The following is a 17,423-nucleotide window of genomic DNA, read 5'->3' as shown; positions in this document are numbered from 1 at the left end:
TGTAAATCTAACCTGGACTGTTTTTTATAATCGTAATGGTCATGCGGTTTGTTAAACGTGAACAACCACCAGGCATTAAGTCTTAAACATACATTGTAAAACAACATCGGAATAACGATACCTGAGGTCCATATCAAACCAAACAATAATGGAACAAAGGAAATTTTCAATATAGAGATCAGCACTATCCTCATAATATTCATTACGATGATCTGCATACAATAAATATAAAGGGAATGATACCCTATTACCCTCAAAAACGATAATACCTTATATTTTTGCAGCAGAAAAGAAAGGCTAACGGAAAGTGAACACCCGATTAATGCTTCAAAAAGATAAAACCATGGTAATTTATGCTCTACATAATTGATCCCGTCTTTGCCGCCATGCAGATTGAGTTCCGTAAACTTATATTGAATAACAATAAAAAGGAGTAGCAATGGCAGGAAAACTTTCCAGGATGTATAACGATGGACAAAGCGTTCGTTTAAAAAGATGTTGGAGATCGCGTCGCCTATCGCGAAAAACAAATAGAACTGGCATATATCGGTAAGGAGTCCAGCCTGTAAATCATGCATATTAATGTAACCTGCGATTGAAAAAAACACAAAACCAATTACAAGTTGAATACCGATGGAAACCTTTAATTTGGTTTTCAGCAAGGAGTATATTACACCAATAAAAAACAGCGCGTTCAGATACCAAAAGTGCCCTGTTTGCCTCGGGTTGATGATCAGATTCAGGTAACTTGCCATTGTAATATCAGAATTCGTATAACGGGCAGATAACAGTGCAAGTGATATTTGTATTCCTCCCCATACCAACAAAGGGTATAGAATATTATTTACCCGGTTAAGCAAATAGGCTGGCAGGCCCCTCTTTCGCAGGCTATTGGAAATCAGAATACCCGATACAATAAAAAACAACGGCATCCGGAAGCCGTACAAAAACGTGCCGATATAATTGAAATATGGATACGGGGCCATGTTAATACCATGATCAAAGAGCATAAAAAAGCAATGTCCGTAAGCAACGAGTATAATACTGATTCCTTTATCATAATCCAGCCAAAGAAATCGTTTATCTCTCAGAATGAATTTGCTGTTAAAAACATCGAGCTTTGGAATTAGGTTATTAGGTTTCATATCATGTAATATTTAGCTTGACAATTGATTTTACTATTGCAGTGCGGAGATGCATACCAATAAACACGCTGGCAAATTTTAAAGTTGTTTAAACATAAATACATACTGCTCGGCTGTTAGGTATCCAATTTTATTGTAAAACTTATAAGCTGGCATATATTTGTTGGTCATCAGTATCGTCAATTCCGCATCCTGCTCTTTAGCGTAGGCGCTGCAAAATTCCATCAGCCGTTTTCCATATCCTTTCCGCTGTTTCTCAGCGGCAATGAAAAATTCATCAATCATTAGCTGATCGTTAGTCCACCACGTTTTAAAATGTCCAAATATGGCGCCCACCGGAACTGATTCATCATATAGTATAAATCCCACAAATTGACCCGAACTCATATACTCAGCCAAATACCGGGACGCTTTCTCTGCAGTCCATTGGTAGTTCCAGGGTGCCTGATTATATGCCTTTATAAAAATATTTACACAGTCATTTAAATTTTCTTGGGTTACGGGTACAATGTTCATTAAGTTTTGATTTGTTTGTGTTTAATGGGTTGATATCCAAGCGTTGTTTAGCAGCGCTGATCCAGTGTTCTCTCCAAAATGCCAGCAAGCTTTTCCACATTTGGCGTTTCCAGCATGGAAAGATGATCTCCTGGTACCTCAAGTACCTCTACTCCCTGGCGTGCATAATTTTTCCATCCCAGGTACTTCGTATCATTTACATAATGAACGCAAATTTCTGCACGGAATAAATAAACCTTATTATCAAAGGGGGCCAACTGGTATTTGCGAAATGCAACCAGGTGTTTTTCCTTTATTTTCCCGATTTGATGGTAAAATTTCTCCGATTCTTTTTTAAAGCGTTTTTTGGAGACCTGTTGTGATTGATTTTTAAACGTACTGACAGGTTGTGTAACTGAATTTTTAATGAAGGTTAGTAATTTCGGGATGTTTCTCTTAACCTTCTTGGGTAATAACTTGTACCAGTCCTTATATTCAGTTTTTTCGGCATTGGTATCAAACATAATCAGCATACTGACCTTTTTACCCATTTCGCCAAGCTGGCGGTTCATTTCAACTGCGACATATCCGCCAAAGGAATAACCGGACAATATATACGGACCCTCTGGATTGTGGCGTAAAATTTCACTGATGTAATGTGCCGCGATATCGGGAATGGATTCAAACGGCTCATCCACATCATTCAGCCCCTTAGCCTGTAATCCATAAATAGGTTGTTCTTTATCAATACAGGCTGCCAGCTCACTAAAATTCAGCACATTTAATCCTTCGCCGTGGATGATATATAAGGGAGTCTTAGAACCAGACGGTTTGATCGGAACTAAGGATATAAATACCGATTCCTTGTCATCATCGTCAATAAAACGCGCCAGGGACTGAATATCGGGATATTTGAAAAGCACGGAAAGCTGGAAGTTTTTTCCGGTACGTTTTTCAAATTTGGATAGTATCTGTACTGCTTTTAGAGAATGCCCTCCCAATTCAAAAAAATTGGCATTGATACTGATCTGAGGAATTCCCATACAATCCTGCCAGATGGATTGGAGAATCATTTCGGTTTCAGAAACTGCATTTACAAGGTTATCTGTTGCATCAAGGTGATTCACCTCCGGCAGCGATTTCCGGTCAATTTTCCCATTGGAGGTAAGTGGCAGAAATTCCAGCTCAACCCAAACCGAAGGCACCATGTACCCCGGAAGCTTTGTTCCGAGATAATCCATTACAGCTTCCTTGTTAAATTTACCGCCTTCAGGCACCACATAACCAATCAGTCTTTTTTTACCCTCCTGGTCATCCTTGGCTAACACAACAGCATTTGATACCAGGTGAAATCCTTTTAAAACGTTTTCAATTTCTCCAAGTTCAATTCGGAACCCCTGGATCTTTACCTGATTGTCTATCCGGCCTATGAATTCCATATTTAGATCCGGCATCATTCTGCCCAGGTCTCCGGTCCGGTACATCATACCGCCCAGGCTGTCATTAAAATGATCGGGCACAAATGCTGCTGCCGTCTTATCCGGATCATTTGCATATCCCCGGGCTACACCAGCTCCTCCGATGTACAAATCACCAGCTACCCCAAACGGAAGCGGCTGCAACTGTTTATTCAGAATGTAAAAAAAGTTATTGGTGATCGGCTTGCCATACGGGATACTGTTCCATTTCTCCGATGTACTTTCTACCGGGAAAAAGTTGGACCATACCGTGCCCTCAGTAGCACCTCCAAGGCTTATGACGCTTGCGCCTGGCATGTACCTTTTAACCCTGTCTGGCAAGCTCAAAGGAATCCAGTCTCCACTCAAAAATACTGTTTTCAGGCCATCATAACGGTAATAAGGGTCCTCCGTTTCCAAATTTAAAATCAGGTAGTCCAATGTAGTTGGAACAGAATCCCAAAAAGTAATCTGATGATTGACCAGCATGCTTTGAAGCTGTTTAACATCCCGGATCTCTTCCTGCCGGGCTATAACGATCTGTCCGCCGGCAGACAACATGCCAAAGATATCATAGACAGAAAGATCAAAACACATGGAGGTTATGAATAATATCCTGTCGTTGGCGTCAACATTAAATTGATTATTTACCCATTGGACTAAATTAACAGCCGAATGATGTTCTATCATTACGCCTTTTGGCCGGCCTGTAGAGCCGGAGGTATAAATCGTATAAGCCAATTGCCGGCTGCTGATCTTGATATCCGGATTGGTGTCCCTGCTTATATTGATGCTGTTAAAATCAATATCTGCAAATTTCCGGGGATCGATCAGCGATTTTAAAGGGTAGCTTTTATCCGCAATGATTAGTTTTAACGCGGATTGATAAAAAATATATTCCTGCCGCTCAATTGGATAATCAGGATCAACAGGCACATATGCCCCCCCGGCTTTTAAGATGCCCAGCATACCCACAATCATATTGAAGTCCCGTTCTGCCAATATGCCCACGTTATCTCCCGGAACAATTCCTTTATCTATAAGATAATGGGCTAAACGGTTTGACTGTTGGTTAAGCTGACCGTAAGTTAAAACCTGCCCAGCCTGAATCAGGGCAATAGCGTCAGGATTTTTTGCAACCTGCTCCTCAAACAGGGAAAATAAAAGTTTTTCCTCGGGATAAGGAGCAACGGTATCATTGAAGTCAACAATAATCTGTTTCCATTCTTCGCTCGTAAGCAACTGATACCGCCCCACCTGCTCAGCAGGATTAATAGCTATTAAATCCAATAGCTGAACAAAATGTTTCAGAAATTTGTCGATAAATTCATCCTGGAAAAGAGACGCATTATAGTATAATACTCCCGGTGCTCCTTCTGTTGTTTCTTTAAAAAATAAACCCAGATAAAAGTCCTTAAAATGTTTACTGATTAATCCTTTAATTTTATCGCCTTCAACCGCCTCTCCTGATTCATCGAAACCAAATAACCCTTTAAATACCTCTCTGTCAATTTTAAGGTTTAACAAAATTTCATTAAGATCATTAAATGTCAGATTGCCGGTGTACCCTGGAGCATATCGCGTTGCTTTTAATTGCTGAACAATATCAACAAAGGATATCTCCCCACTGATGGTGCTCCTGATTGAGTTGAAACCATATTTTGACGATGGATTTTCCAATGGCAAGTCTCTGCACACAATTTGTGTAATAAAGAGATCTTCCTGTGTTGAATACCGTTGCAACAATACTTTATATGCCGCCAATAATATAGTAGAGAGTTTACAGCCTTGTTCTTCTGCAAAAAAGCTAAGCCTTTTTAACAAATCTGTATCCAATACAAATTCTTGTTCTGCAACACCGGGCTTTCTGCCTGTTAAGGTTTGCGTATCAATAGGGAGCTTTAAAAGTGGTAGTGTTTGAAATTTATCCTTAAACTGATCGATATTGTCTAATACTTCTTTGTTGAGTAAATACGATTGTGACATAGGTTCTAATAAATATTTAAAGCTTATATTCAGTTAAGGGGTATTTTTTATTGAAATCAAACAATCTAAATTCTTATCGTTAGGGCGAACATTTACAGTATTTAAATGATCAGGCTTTAAAACCAGTTCATTAAAATCTCAGCTATCAATAAATATTGATACCAGCAGAAATAATTATTAAAATGCCCTATATTTATAGCATGATTTGTTATTTTTCATCATGCGCTCATATCTTTAATTTTTCGATTCTTGCAGGCAAGAAAAGCTTTTTATAACTTTTAGTCACTTGGCAAAAAGCAAGCCAAAAAATTAAAATTTGCAGGACAGAAACATTATCAGTTATTTCACGTAAAACCAAAAAGATAGCATGATTGGGTGGAGCTTTCGACAGCAGCAAATCATGATCAATAAAGTTTTAAACGTCGCCATAACTATGCACATAGAATTAATGAAGAATAAAATTGACGCTGAAAAAATGAGGAATTTGGCTGATGCCCTTATTCGGGAGATACCCGACTGCGGTTTCGCGTTAATCGTTTTCGAACCGGATGGGAATAATATGGCCAATTACATATCCAACGTCAACGACGATTTCATGATTCAAGCCCTCGAGAAGCAGTTAAACGCCCTGAAAAAAAATAAAACTTTCCCAACACCAGAAAGTAAGGGCTGATGGTATATGCCATAGCCCCGCACAATGTTTTAACTGCTACTTACCGCTATTAATCAGCACTTTACCAAATTACTTAATCCCGATATTCTGCTACGGATTTTCCGTGTAGTTTTAGAAAAGATGTCATATCTGCAAAAAGATGGCTGTTTGAGCGGATTTTTTTCATGTCCCAATCCCACCATTTAATATCCAGTAATTGCCCGATTTCTGCTTCGGAGAACCGGTATTTTTTGATCCGGGCAGGTACTCCTGCGACAATAGCATATGGCGCCACATTTTGGGTAACTACGGCCCCCGTTCCAATCACAGCACCATCCCCTATTGATAATCCATCCATAATTGTCACATTATTCCCAATCCAAACATCATTACCGATCTTAACAATACACTTTTGAGCTTCATTGACAAAGCGGTTTTCTTTAAAGGAATTTTTTTTCACAAAAGTAAATCCCGCCTGCTGCGAAACCGAGAAAAAAGCGGGGTGCGTGGAAACAAAATCACGCGTAGGGTGCATCCCCAAACCTGTTTGCAGCTTGCTGCCAATAGAACAAAAACGGCCTATATGTGTATATCTGATCACAGAATCTGCACTAATATAGGTTGATCTACCTATAGATGAGGTTGAAATCTCGCAGTTTTCACCTATTACATTCCATCCCTCAAAATGACATCTCATATCAAGCAAAACATGGTTGCTTATCCGTAAATGCCTACCTTTATACTGCTGTCTGTACCAATTCCGTTTAATCCAGGCTTTAATCATAAGTATTCATATATGTACAGCAATTAAGTTCAAATGATGCTCCGAAATGATCCATTTCTTCTCATTTAATTATGCATGGCGCCATAATACCTAAGTAAGCAGTCCAATTCTTCCGATTCACAGGTCGAAAAGCGGTCCTTACATGTTTAATTATTTTTTCCTTTTATTTTCGGGAACATCCAGGTGTTGTCAAACCCTAAAAATAACGGGGCTATTTGTACCTACCTTGTGGATTATTTACCACATTCCTAAGTGATACCAATTATCTTTGCAGATTCAAACCTTTCATTTCGGCATCACGGAAAATTTGTTCGGAGCACATTCAAGCAGTCAGCATCAATACCATAAGCGGTGCACTATTGATCCCCCTCCCTTTATTTCCCTGGAGCAGCGAATAATGCGAAATATCAGCATGATGATGCTGATATTTCGCATTATTCGCCGTTAACGGGTCTGTTAAACGGAACGTAGTTTTTTAATCTAATAAATTTCTGGCTATACGCCGGCGCAATAACAGCGCTTTCCCGAAAGAGCGCCTGCGCGGCAATCATACTACTTTAAAGCCGTTGTCCCCATTGTCGGGTAAACGGGCAAATTATACTTGCTCTTTCTTAAAGGAGTCGTAAATAAAGGGAAACAGTGTTTTCAGCCACAATTTAAAATAGGCTGCCGGTAACATAAAGGAAAAATGCCGGTTGATAAAAGTGCGATACTCTCTGAATGCAAGGCCTTTGGGGCTATACAAATGTTCAATACGCTTTTTTAGCGGAACCTTGCCTGATAACCAGCTTACACCATGATCGTTTTCACAGTGCCCGTAATAACCCGGCGCCACCCATACCTTTAAGCCATTTTTTACTGCCGTGTAGGTATAATCGAAATCGGCGAAGCCATGCGTGTAGATATCAGTCAGTATCCCTATTTTATTCACTGTCGCGCGATCCACCAACATAATGTTAGCATTGCCTATTTCGCATATTTTCAAGCGTTCGGCATCGGGCGTTTGCATAAAAGTAGAGCCGGTTATAAAGTTTTTTATTTTACGCCCGCCATAGGTTATCTTTCCGCTTTTGGGGTCAAGCACGGTACCTAAAAGGATATTGCCGCCGCTTTTGGCCTGGCTATACGCTGCAAGTAGCCGTTCAAGTGCGTCGGCTGATAAAACCACGTCATCATTTAGCAACAAATAAAAATCATATTCATCCCGACGGAGCACCTCTGCCCAAAGTGTTCTCATTCCTCCGGCCCAAAATAACGATCCGGTACCATGTACCACATTAACTTGAGGAAACATCTCCTTAACACGTGCTCCGGTCATGTCGGGTGAATTATCATCCAGCAGATAAAAATCGAGATGACAATGATCAGGAACTGCTTGCTTAAGTAAACTGTTAAGGAACAATGTTGTCTTGCTGATGCGATTATAACAGCAGCATAAAGTAGCGATTTTTATTATTTTTTCAGGCACTTTTTATATTCTTTAAATTACAAATTAATAAATATTGATCATTAATGGGCCATTTCTTCCATAGCAGCAGCATCTTCTTCGGCAAGGCTTTCGTCATCATCACTAACCGGATTTGTATAATGGTATAGAAAAAAAAATGCCAGAATATTTTGCCATATCAATATAGGCTCTCCAAAACTTAATATCAGTATAATAAGTATGGCATAAATCATCAGCTCATTGCTGGCTATAAATTTCTTAAAAAGCATCGCATACCTGTACAACAGGAAAACTAAACCAATGAGACCGAATTTAGCGATGAAATCAATGATACCGTTGGAGATGTTCACATTACCCAATTGCACAACCGCCTCCTGATACATGTTCGATATTCCCCATATCAATTTTTCTCCAAATAACCGGTATATGTATATCAGACTGCCAAACCTGTTTAACGGCAACTGGCCTCCATGCTTCAAATAAAAGGTACCCAGTGTTTCCATGTGCTCCACGTCATGCAAATCCTGTTTGTAAAGCTCAATAATTTTACCAAACAGAAATGGCACCTTGACAGCAACTACTCCTATTATTGGTGCTGCGATCAGGAATATCCTGCTGAGCTTTCCGCCATTGGCCCGGTAATAAATTAAAAGATTAACCATCAACGCGATATAAGAGGTAGTAGATAATGTAGTGACGATAGCCACGATAAGCAGCAGCACTTTTTTATCGAAAACAAATTTATTGGAAAACAGGTACATCAACAGCGCCATATTTAACAGACAGCCAAATGCACCTGGCTCCCAGGCAAAACCCGAGTTTCTGATACTGTGGTTCCTGTCAAATGTAAAGATCAGGAAATTCGTATAATCGGGGTTTGATGTTCGCGGGGGAAGATGAATAAGACTTCCGATAAAAAACACCGCATCATTGTTAATTAACTGAATCGTATAAAAAAAGATAGATATCCCCGCGCCTATGATGGTAATTTTTACGATATAATTCAATGCTTCCTCTTTAAGTATTGCACAATACAAGAATGCCAGCAAAATATATTTAAAGAGAAAGATAATATCGCTCATTAAAAATGCGAAGGACACATTATTGAGGCAGAAATATCTCATGGAGACAAACCCTACGTAAATGAGACTGAACTTTAAAAACAACCTAATGTCCGACTTTTTAAATCGGTTATAAGTAATTCCTACCCAGATAAATAAGACATCAATTAATAAATAGTCAATCTCAAAGAAAGAAAAGAAACTTCCTTTTGCTGAAATTAACATAAACAAGAATGCCAGAAAATAATACATAATCAGTTAAGATAATTGACACGAACTTGAATCCTGGTCATTGCACTGCTTCTTATTCCCGAAGCACATAAACATTTTATAAATACCTTTTTTTTAATCATATGTTGCCGTCATTGCCCAATCCCAAAATCCTTTCCGGCAATCTTTCTTAAAAGATTGCCGGAAAGGGATTAAGCCATATTTTTACGCGAATAATAATTTTCGTATTTGTAACCCTCACCGTCCCTACCATTTTTCAAGCCATTGAAAATAACCTGGATGTTGGGTAAATTATTACTAACATAAAGCTTCCTGATAAAGGCAAGCATTGATTTAGGCGTGTAAGCGTGACGAACAACAAATAAAGTTGTATCAGCATATTGCGCTAAAATGTTTGCATCATTAATGGAATGCAATGGAGGGGTGTCTAATAAAACGTAATCATATTCTGCTCTTAAGTTAGCTATCAACTGGCTAAATTTAACCTGGTCAAGCAGCTCTGAAAAAGAATCGACAAATGCGCCGCTACTGATCACATGCAAATTTGGATAGGCAGCAATTTCCTGAGTTAACTGATCCTTCCCAATTACATTCATTAGGTAATCAGACAAACCTGCTGTTTTGCCCAGGTGGAACGCGTTGCTGATCTTAGGTTTATAAATGTCCATTTCCAGCAAGATGGTTTTTTTACCAGACCGGGCCAGCGATACGGCCAGATTGCTACTAACAAAACTTTTTCCTTCCTTGGTAATACTCGATGAGATCAAAACAACGTTTCCTTTTTCATGACCATTGCTCAGAATGTTCAATTGAGTGCGTAAATGCCTGAATTGTTCAATAAGTGAAAAGTTGATGTCATTGTTCTGCTTGTCTGTTACAATTTCATGATTAAGCTTGGTATAGCTCAATTCCGCCAGAACATTCAGTGAAGTAGCAACTTCAATTTCTTTGCGTTTGTTCACAGTATCCTTCGCCACACCTTTAGCATAAACAAATCCGGTAGGAACAATCAGTCCTAAAAGCAGGGCTACCGCGAAAGGGATATACCGTTTTGATTTTTTTTGAGGAAGTGCGTAGGCAACATCCAGCAAACGGGCACTTGACAACGAAGACGCATAACTTAGCGAGATCTGTTCACGTTTTTGCAATAAATACGTGTACAGGTTTTCTTTGATGGATTGCTGGCGTTTTAAACCAACAAGCTGACGTTCCTGTCCGGGAATATTGGATATGGAAGACTGTGATGTAGATTTGAAAGATTGTAACTCATGTTTTGTTGCCAATAATGATGCTTTAATATTTCGCAAACTTTCTTTTATACTCAGCTTGGTTGAAGCAATTTGCTTATTCAAAGGCTCAAAAGCCGGATTTTTTTCCGGAAGGGTTGCTAACAATTTAGTCTTTTCTAATTGCAAATCGGACAGTTTCTGTACCTGGGCGACAAGGGTTGGATCTGAAATACCGATGGTGGATGGCGTACCACGGTCGGCATTAGAATTCACGAAACTTTCCAGACCGTCAAGAACGCTTAACTGAATACTGACTTCATTTAATTTTGACTCGTTGGATTGTACATTTTGAAGATATACCTGTGATTGCGCATTAATATCAGTTAAACCTTTGCTACTGCGATAACCTTCAACCTTACCCTCAGCAGAGTTCAGTTCGCCCACTAATGAATCAAGTCGGTTATCAATAAAATCAATGGTGCTTTTGGTCATATTGTTTTTTTCCGTCAGCTCCGCCTGCTTGTAATAATAAATAAGATTATTCAGAAAGTCCTCTCCCCGTTTTGCGTTTTGATCACTGGTTGACAATTCAATTACCGAGGCCAGTTTATCAGGCATGGAAACATCTACCCCATTTTGGTAGCTCAATATGGTGGCCTCCCTATCGCCCAAAATAACATTTACTGATTTTCCGATATATTTATCGAGTTGTGCTGTTGGCGAAATGTTCCATACGCCCATCCGGTCAGTTATGGTATCCCTGAAACGATGACTGGTTACTTTTTTATTTTCATCGGTAATGGTATAAGCATCATGATTTAAGATTTTCACTATCATGAGCTGGCTTGGAATAACACTATCAGACTTATATAAATTAAATTCCACCGGAGTTGAATCATACAGGTCGGTTTTTAGTATGCCATCAACGAATTGATAACTAACCCATAACTGAAGATGGTCAACAACCGACTTGATCAAACTGCGGGATTTAAAAACCTCTATTTCATTTTCCACAATTTTAGGTGGGTTAACAAGATCCAGTTCCTGTAAAGCAGATTTATCATCCGTAGGCTTTTCTTTACTGTCGTCTTGCATTAACATGGTAGCCTTAATGTCAAACAAGGGCTTTTTTATTTTATAATATGCAGAGGCGGCCACAAGCCCAATAACCAAAAAAATCAGATAAAGAGGCCAGTAACTAAAATAGTGACGAATAAGGTATTTAAAATCGATGCTGTCGTCGTCACCACGGGCCTGACGGCTGTTTATTATATGCTGTGATTTATTAGTTGGCATAACGCTTAACGATTTTGGATTAATAATGCAGATACTACGATAGCAATGGCCGAAAGACCAGAAAGGAGCAAAGAAGTATTCCTATATCCTCTGTCCACGTTGGAATATTTGGACTTATCCGGTTCTACATATAAAATATCATTGTTCTGCAAATAGTAATAAGGTTGGTTAAATACTTCCTTTTTAGTTAAATCTATTGGAAAATACTGTCGTTTCCCATTCTGTTCTCTTATTAAAAAAACAGTTTTACGTTTGGCTGTAATATTCAGATCTCCTGCAAGACTCAAAGCTTCATAAATGTTGATATGTTCGTTTTGTACTGCGTAAGAGTCTGGTTTTAACACATCGCCCATAACAGAAATTTTAAAATTGAGTAAGCGAACGTTAACAATAGGCTTTTTCAGATACGGCAATAAATCATTGGTTAATTGCTGGGCTACCTGGTCTGTGGTCATACCGGCAACTTTCATACTACTTATTAACGGCAATTTGATTTCACCATTGGCATCTACCCGATAACCGTAGACCTGATTGTTGGCCGAAGCTTCATTACCACTATTCCCCTGACCGGAATTGAATACCATAGCCGCTTCAGGATTTAAGCTCGTTACGTGGATCCCTATCAGATCATTGGTTTGTATTTTTAAAGGGGCAAAGTTGTTAATCGCCTCTTCTGAATTTTTAACGTGATCCAAATCCTGGAAATAAGGCACATTTTTATAGGAACCGCAAGAGAAGCAAAAAAAGAGGGCAATAAACAGGAAAAATTTTGTAACACTTAATTTCATGGTTTCAAAGTAAAGTCAATATTTATCGGATTGGAATGATCAAAAGTTAGCTATAGCACAAGTTGCTTATGTATAAACCGTCCTATAGTTAAAAGCTGTTAATTTTTCACCCTTACCGAGTTGGCTATCGGTTTACAATAATTGAACCATTAGGCAAATTTGTAATTTTCATAAAAAAACAGCTTAAAGCAATCAGAAATTGCAGAATTTTCGCAAATTAAATGAGGAATTAATTGGACAACATGAGAATTGGGGAATATTTGGTACACAACAACTTTAATATTGTTGTAACTGGCATTAACCGGGAGATAAGCTATTTAACGTACAAGCCTTAAACTTAACAGGCCGGTAAATTATGACCTGCAGTTATTGGCTTTCGGTTACGTTTTCAGTTTAAGTAAATTATGGATTGTACCCGCGGGGTTTCATAAAAATACCGGTAACTGCTGCACGCAATTACCGGTTTAAAAGTTGCGGTTGCCCTAAGCAGGGCGACTGCGCTATTTCTATTTTGCGTTAGTTCAGCGTTACGTTATTCGTGTTCGCTTTAAAACTCATGCCCGCCAGTTCAACAAGGGCACCGCTAAATGAGTTGCTAACCAGGGTAATCCCGGTAAATTTATTGCCGTTTGCAGAGATGGCGCTGATTTTTATGCCTCCCGCCTTAATATTGTTCCCTACAACTTTATTGCCGGTAAAATTAATATTATTGATGGCAACAAGCAAGGCGATTTCACGCATAACCCCGCCGTTTGCACTGGTATTGTAGGTAATGGTATTATTGGTTTCCGTCACAATTTGTGCGGACGAGAGTTTAGTCGAATACACTACAATAGCATTTCTTGATTGCACATTAGGCTTACTATAGGTGATGTTGTTGCCAGTAACATTAACGTTGAAAGAAGAATTGCTATTGACGTTAATCGCTATATATTTGGAATTATTTATCCTGTTGCCGGTAATAGAGGCCATAGGTGTATAATCCCCTTCCACTGAAATTCCTTCCCAGCAATTATTAATGGTATTGTAACCTACTTTAGAAGATGCGGCCTTAGTATTTGCCGGTGTGCTGCCACGGAAATTTACAACGATACCCGGAATTAAGCTGGCTGCATCATTTATAAGATTGCTATCAATACGGCAATTATGATTCCCACCAATTTCCATATACATAAGCTTGGCATCGCTCAGGGTGTTCAGAACAGCCACTGTGTTGATTCCCACTAATGACATACCCATGCCGTCTGCGCTCTCTGTAGGGCTTTTCCCGGTACCCGAAACAACATTCCCTTTCAGCAGTGTGCCATCTACGTTACCCCAATCTTCAATCCCCATATGCCCTGCGTTAATAACAGTATTATTGATCACCTGGTTGCTTTTACAATAAACAGTAGAATTTCCGTGTGAGCTGAGGCCGTTTGAATGCGCGTTCTGAATAGTGTTACCAATGATGATATTGTAACTCGCACCCGCCTCCGCATACTCCATCCCTGCAGTATAAAGCTTATTATAACCAATAAAATTATTGGTACTGCCCGTACCTGATACCCAGAAACCCTCAATGCCCAAGGCCTTATAAGCCTGATTAAAGGTTATGGTATTATATTTAAAGGAATTTTTGGGGCTGTTGGATATATAAAAAACGGCATTGGCCCATGCGCCCGGTGTAAAGCTTTTTGTTGACGGCAGGAATTTTAAATTTACAATCGAGCTGCTGGCTACCGAATTTAAAGAGAAATACCTTCCGGATACCAGCAAAGTTCCACTCATGGATGGCCCGGCTTTGATAGTAGCACCGTTTGTTCCATAAATACTGACGCCGCTTCGCATAACAAGCGTTTTATTAATAATGTAGGTGCCTTTAGTAAGCACCAGAATGCTCCTGGCGTTAATCGCGTTTTGAATAGCTTGTGTATCATCATGAACCCCATCACCTAATGCGCCATAGGTTTTTACATTGACCGCATTTGTTGGCGGAATAGTGTCTTTTACAACGGTCACAGTCGCTGCTGTCGTTACCATTGCCGACCGAAGAGCCGAAGTATCAGACTCTTGGATTGGAGAAACATTGCTGGCTTCTTTCTTACAGGAAAGTAAGCCAACCAATAGCATCAATAGATAATAGTTTTTTTTCATAAGGGGGTGTTTAAATGTCTACAGTTTTGTCTGCCCGTGTTTCAAACGTGCAAAATATGTGAAATGTTACATTTTTCGCAAATTAATAATTTTATTACACTTTGAATGTTATTTTTTTAAAATACAATCCATAATATATACAAAATATATAATATTATTATCATTTCGTAAAAATACAGCCGATTTAATAAGTATCTTTTAAATAACAATTTTATTACAAACAGGCAACTGGCAGCATTTTTATTGTTTATTTTGGTTTCGAAACCTGAGCAGAACAATGGTGATATTTATACCCAAACCGGGCATTTATATCAACACGTGAAAAGTATTTTACTATTAATCATTTTACTTGCATTTGAGTTTAGTCCTGTTTAATCATGCAGAAACAGGTTATGAAGCATCAAAAGGCGCTTTAATGCACAATGAATCTTTTCGGGGCAAGTGTTGCACAATAATTGCATAGCCAGTGACCATTGGATATGGTTATATTAAATGCAAAATATTAAAGAGTTTAAAGTCAACAATTTTGACCTGTTACGTTTTTTTGCCGCTACTCAGGTGATCGTTGATCATTATTTTCAGCATTTAAACCTTCCGATCTCCCCAAGAGGCATCGATATATTATATCTATTCCCCGGAGTTCCTGTGTTTTTTGTGATCAGTGGATACCTGATATCTGCCTCTTACGAACGGAATACGCATTTCAGCGATTATCTGCGTAACAGGGCACTTCGCATTTATCCGGGTTTATGGGCCTGCGTTTTAGTAACTATCATTGTTATTTCATTAACCGGGATAAACTTTATTAACAGCAGTTCGGTATTGTGGTTACCCAGCCAGCTAACAGGATTTATTTATACTCCCGGCTTTTTGTCTGGTTATGGATTTGGATCTTACAACGGCAGTTTATGGTCGATCCCGATTGAGCTACAGTTTTACCTGCTTCTCCCGTTGCTTTACATTATACTTCCGCAAAAGAGATTGGATTATGGCTTTTATGGCCTTTTTATCTTGTTTTTTATAGTACATGTTTTGTTTTATTACATTAAACTTCCAAGCTCATTTTTACAAAAGGCAGCAGGATACACGTTCATACCCTACTTTTATCTTTTCTTAATTGGCGTTATCTTTCAGCGGCTGCGTATTTACAAGCTGCCGTTTATTTATAACAAGGCCCACTTTTGGGTCATTGGCTATGTTGCGTACAGTTTATTATTCCCCAATTTGATGGACAAGGCGATATTTACTTCCATTAAACATGTTATTTTAAGTTTTTGCGTGATTTCCATGGCTTATTCTTCTCCAGGCATAGCAAAGAAAGTGTTTAATAATAACGATATCTCTTATGGTATATATATTTATCATGGGCTTTTACTAACGGTTATCGTACAGCTGAAGTTGCAGGGATATATCAATGTGTTTACCCTGATCGGGATCACCTATTTTTTAGGGCTCTTATCGTGGATATTTATAGAAAAGCCGTTTATCAGGAGTAAAAAGCACACAATAAAAGCAAGGATTTAACTCAGTAACTTAATAAAGAAGAATTGAGCCATACTTGATACGATCAGCCATATGGCTGATCAAAATGGGATTAACCAGATTTTTTTTAAATGAAATCACAAAAAGCAGTTCATATTCTGCATAGTATAGAATTTTCAGGTGCGGAAATCATGTTGTACCATGCATCTGATATCTTTAAGAGGAACCAGATAGACATCACGCTTTTGGCGTGCGAATTACGCAAGGGACGGTTTGAAGAGCAAATGTTGGACAAGGGCTATACGGTTGATTCTGTAGGATCCAGTGGCAAAATTTCTTCCATATTGAAGTTTTTCAGTTATTTCAAAAATAAAAAGTTCGGTATTGTGCATATACATACCGAAGATCTGTACTTATGGAAGGTAATAGCATTAAGACTTACCGGCCACCGGAATATTGTGAGAACTTATCATAACAACTGGACCTTTAAAGGCTGGACAAGATTTAAGCGGATTTTGCACCGGAAAATGGCATCCCTTCTGGGCGTCAAAAATCACGCTATTGGTACTGCTGTCCAGGCCAATGAAAGAGATAGGTTTTATAACAAGACCTTTATCATCAATAACTGGATAAACCTCAATCCCGGTCTTTTGGCACAACGTGATGATATCCGCTTAACTAAACGCAGGGAATTAGGGATTCCGCAAGATGCATTTGTAATGATTTCGATTGGGGGATGTTCGGCTATAAAGAACCACAATTTCCTTATTGACCTTATAGCGCCCCTGCATAAAGCTGGTGTAAAAATAACTTATCTTCATGTAGGCACGGGTGCTGATGAGGCTGCAGAGCAAGTCAGAGCAACGGAGAACTTTCCGAATGCCAATATCATCTTTACCGGGAACAGAAAGGATATACCGGAATTGCTGATCGCCTCAGATATATATCTAATGCCCTCTTTGTTCGAAGGCCTTTCGATAGCGCTGCTGGAGGCTATGTATTACAATGGACTGGTTATTGTTAATGATGCGCCTGGGTTGAGCAATATGGTAGTGCATGAAGATAATGGATATGTTATTGATGTTGGCGATGTTACTGCCTACATCGCGCTTATAAAAAGATTGTGCAATAATGAAATCGATACCTTACCTATGAAAACCGCTGCAAGAAAATTTGTTGAGCAAAACTTCTCCATGGATAAAAACGCGGCAGAGCTCGTGGAATTCTATAACAG

12 protein-coding genes are annotated in these 17,423 nt (G+C 38.9%); 3 read left to right on the top strand and 9 right to left on the bottom strand.

Annotation, left to right across the window (positions count from 1 at the left end):
• The 3 genes from AC1DRQ_RS24185 to AC1DRQ_RS24175 form a co-directional block, all read right to left on the bottom strand.
• A partial coding sequence (locus AC1DRQ_RS24185) for an acyltransferase family protein (RefSeq protein ID WP_477427613.1) occupies positions 1–1,145 on the bottom strand: 1,145 nt, incomplete at its 3' end.
• Positions 1,146–1,223: 78 nt separating this feature from the next.
• Positions 1,224–1,661 carry a GNAT family N-acetyltransferase gene (locus AC1DRQ_RS24180; RefSeq protein WP_429397436.1) on the bottom strand — a complete coding sequence of 146 codons (438 nt, stop codon included), beginning with the start codon at positions 1,659–1,661 and terminating at the stop codon, positions 1,224–1,226.
• A gap of 47 nt (positions 1,662–1,708) precedes the next feature.
• The gene (locus tag AC1DRQ_RS24175; protein ID WP_477427610.1) at positions 1,709–5,083 is read right to left on the bottom strand and encodes a non-ribosomal peptide synthetase; all 3,375 of its coding nucleotides are present in this window, start codon (positions 5,081–5,083) and stop codon (positions 1,709–1,711) included.
• 400 nt (positions 5,084–5,483) lie between these two features.
• Between AC1DRQ_RS24175 and AC1DRQ_RS24170 the strand changes: the two genes are divergently transcribed.
• Positions 5,484–5,756, top strand: coding sequence for a hypothetical protein (locus tag AC1DRQ_RS24170; RefSeq protein ID WP_477427607.1), 273 nt, complete (start codon positions 5,484–5,486; stop codon positions 5,754–5,756).
• A gap of 73 nt (positions 5,757–5,829) precedes the next feature.
• Here the strand turns inward: AC1DRQ_RS24170 and AC1DRQ_RS24165 are convergent, their stop codons facing one another.
• From AC1DRQ_RS24165 to AC1DRQ_RS24140, 6 genes are all read right to left on the bottom strand, one after another.
• Entirely contained in the window at positions 5,830–6,432 is a 603-nt protein-coding gene (locus tag AC1DRQ_RS24165; protein ID WP_477427605.1) for a CatB-related O-acetyltransferase, read from the bottom strand.
• Positions 6,433–7,114: 682 nt separating this feature from the next.
• Positions 7,115–7,987, bottom strand: coding sequence for a glycosyltransferase family 2 protein (locus AC1DRQ_RS24160; protein ID WP_477427603.1), 873 nt, complete (start codon positions 7,985–7,987; stop codon positions 7,115–7,117).
• Positions 7,988–8,028: 41 nt separating this feature from the next.
• A complete protein-coding gene (locus tag AC1DRQ_RS24155) occupies positions 8,029–8,973 on the bottom strand; it encodes a hypothetical protein (RefSeq protein ID WP_477427601.1) in 945 nt (314 codons plus the stop codon).
• A 476-nt stretch (positions 8,974–9,449) separates the two neighbouring features.
• Positions 9,450–11,783, bottom strand: a complete 2,334-nt coding sequence (locus AC1DRQ_RS24150; RefSeq protein ID WP_477427599.1) for a GumC family protein — start codon at positions 11,781–11,783, stop codon at positions 9,450–9,452.
• Positions 11,784–11,788: 5 nt separating this feature from the next.
• Positions 11,789–12,571, bottom strand: coding sequence for a polysaccharide biosynthesis/export family protein (locus tag AC1DRQ_RS24145; RefSeq protein WP_429397422.1), 783 nt, complete (start codon positions 12,569–12,571; stop codon positions 11,789–11,791).
• Positions 12,572–13,087: 516 nt separating this feature from the next.
• On the bottom strand, positions 13,088–14,707 hold the full coding sequence (locus AC1DRQ_RS24140; protein ID WP_477427597.1) for a glycosyl hydrolase family 28-related protein: 1,620 nt from the start codon (positions 14,705–14,707) through the stop codon (positions 13,088–13,090).
• Between the two features lie 492 nt (positions 14,708–15,199).
• Between AC1DRQ_RS24140 and AC1DRQ_RS24135 the strand changes: the two genes are divergently transcribed.
• Together AC1DRQ_RS24135 and AC1DRQ_RS24130 are read left to right on the top strand one after the other, a co-directional pair.
• Positions 15,200–16,231: an acyltransferase family protein gene (locus AC1DRQ_RS24135; RefSeq protein ID WP_477427595.1), complete on the top strand. Its 1,032-nt coding sequence runs from the start codon at positions 15,200–15,202 to the stop codon at positions 16,229–16,231.
• A gap of 89 nt (positions 16,232–16,320) precedes the next feature.
• Positions 16,321–17,423, top strand: a 1,103-nt coding sequence (locus AC1DRQ_RS24130) for a glycosyltransferase family 4 protein (protein ID WP_477427593.1), incomplete at its 3' end; no start/stop codon positions are given.

Source organism: Mucilaginibacter sp. P4_E8, assembly GCF_056401495.1.
This window is presented reverse-complemented; position numbering and strand designations above follow the sequence as displayed.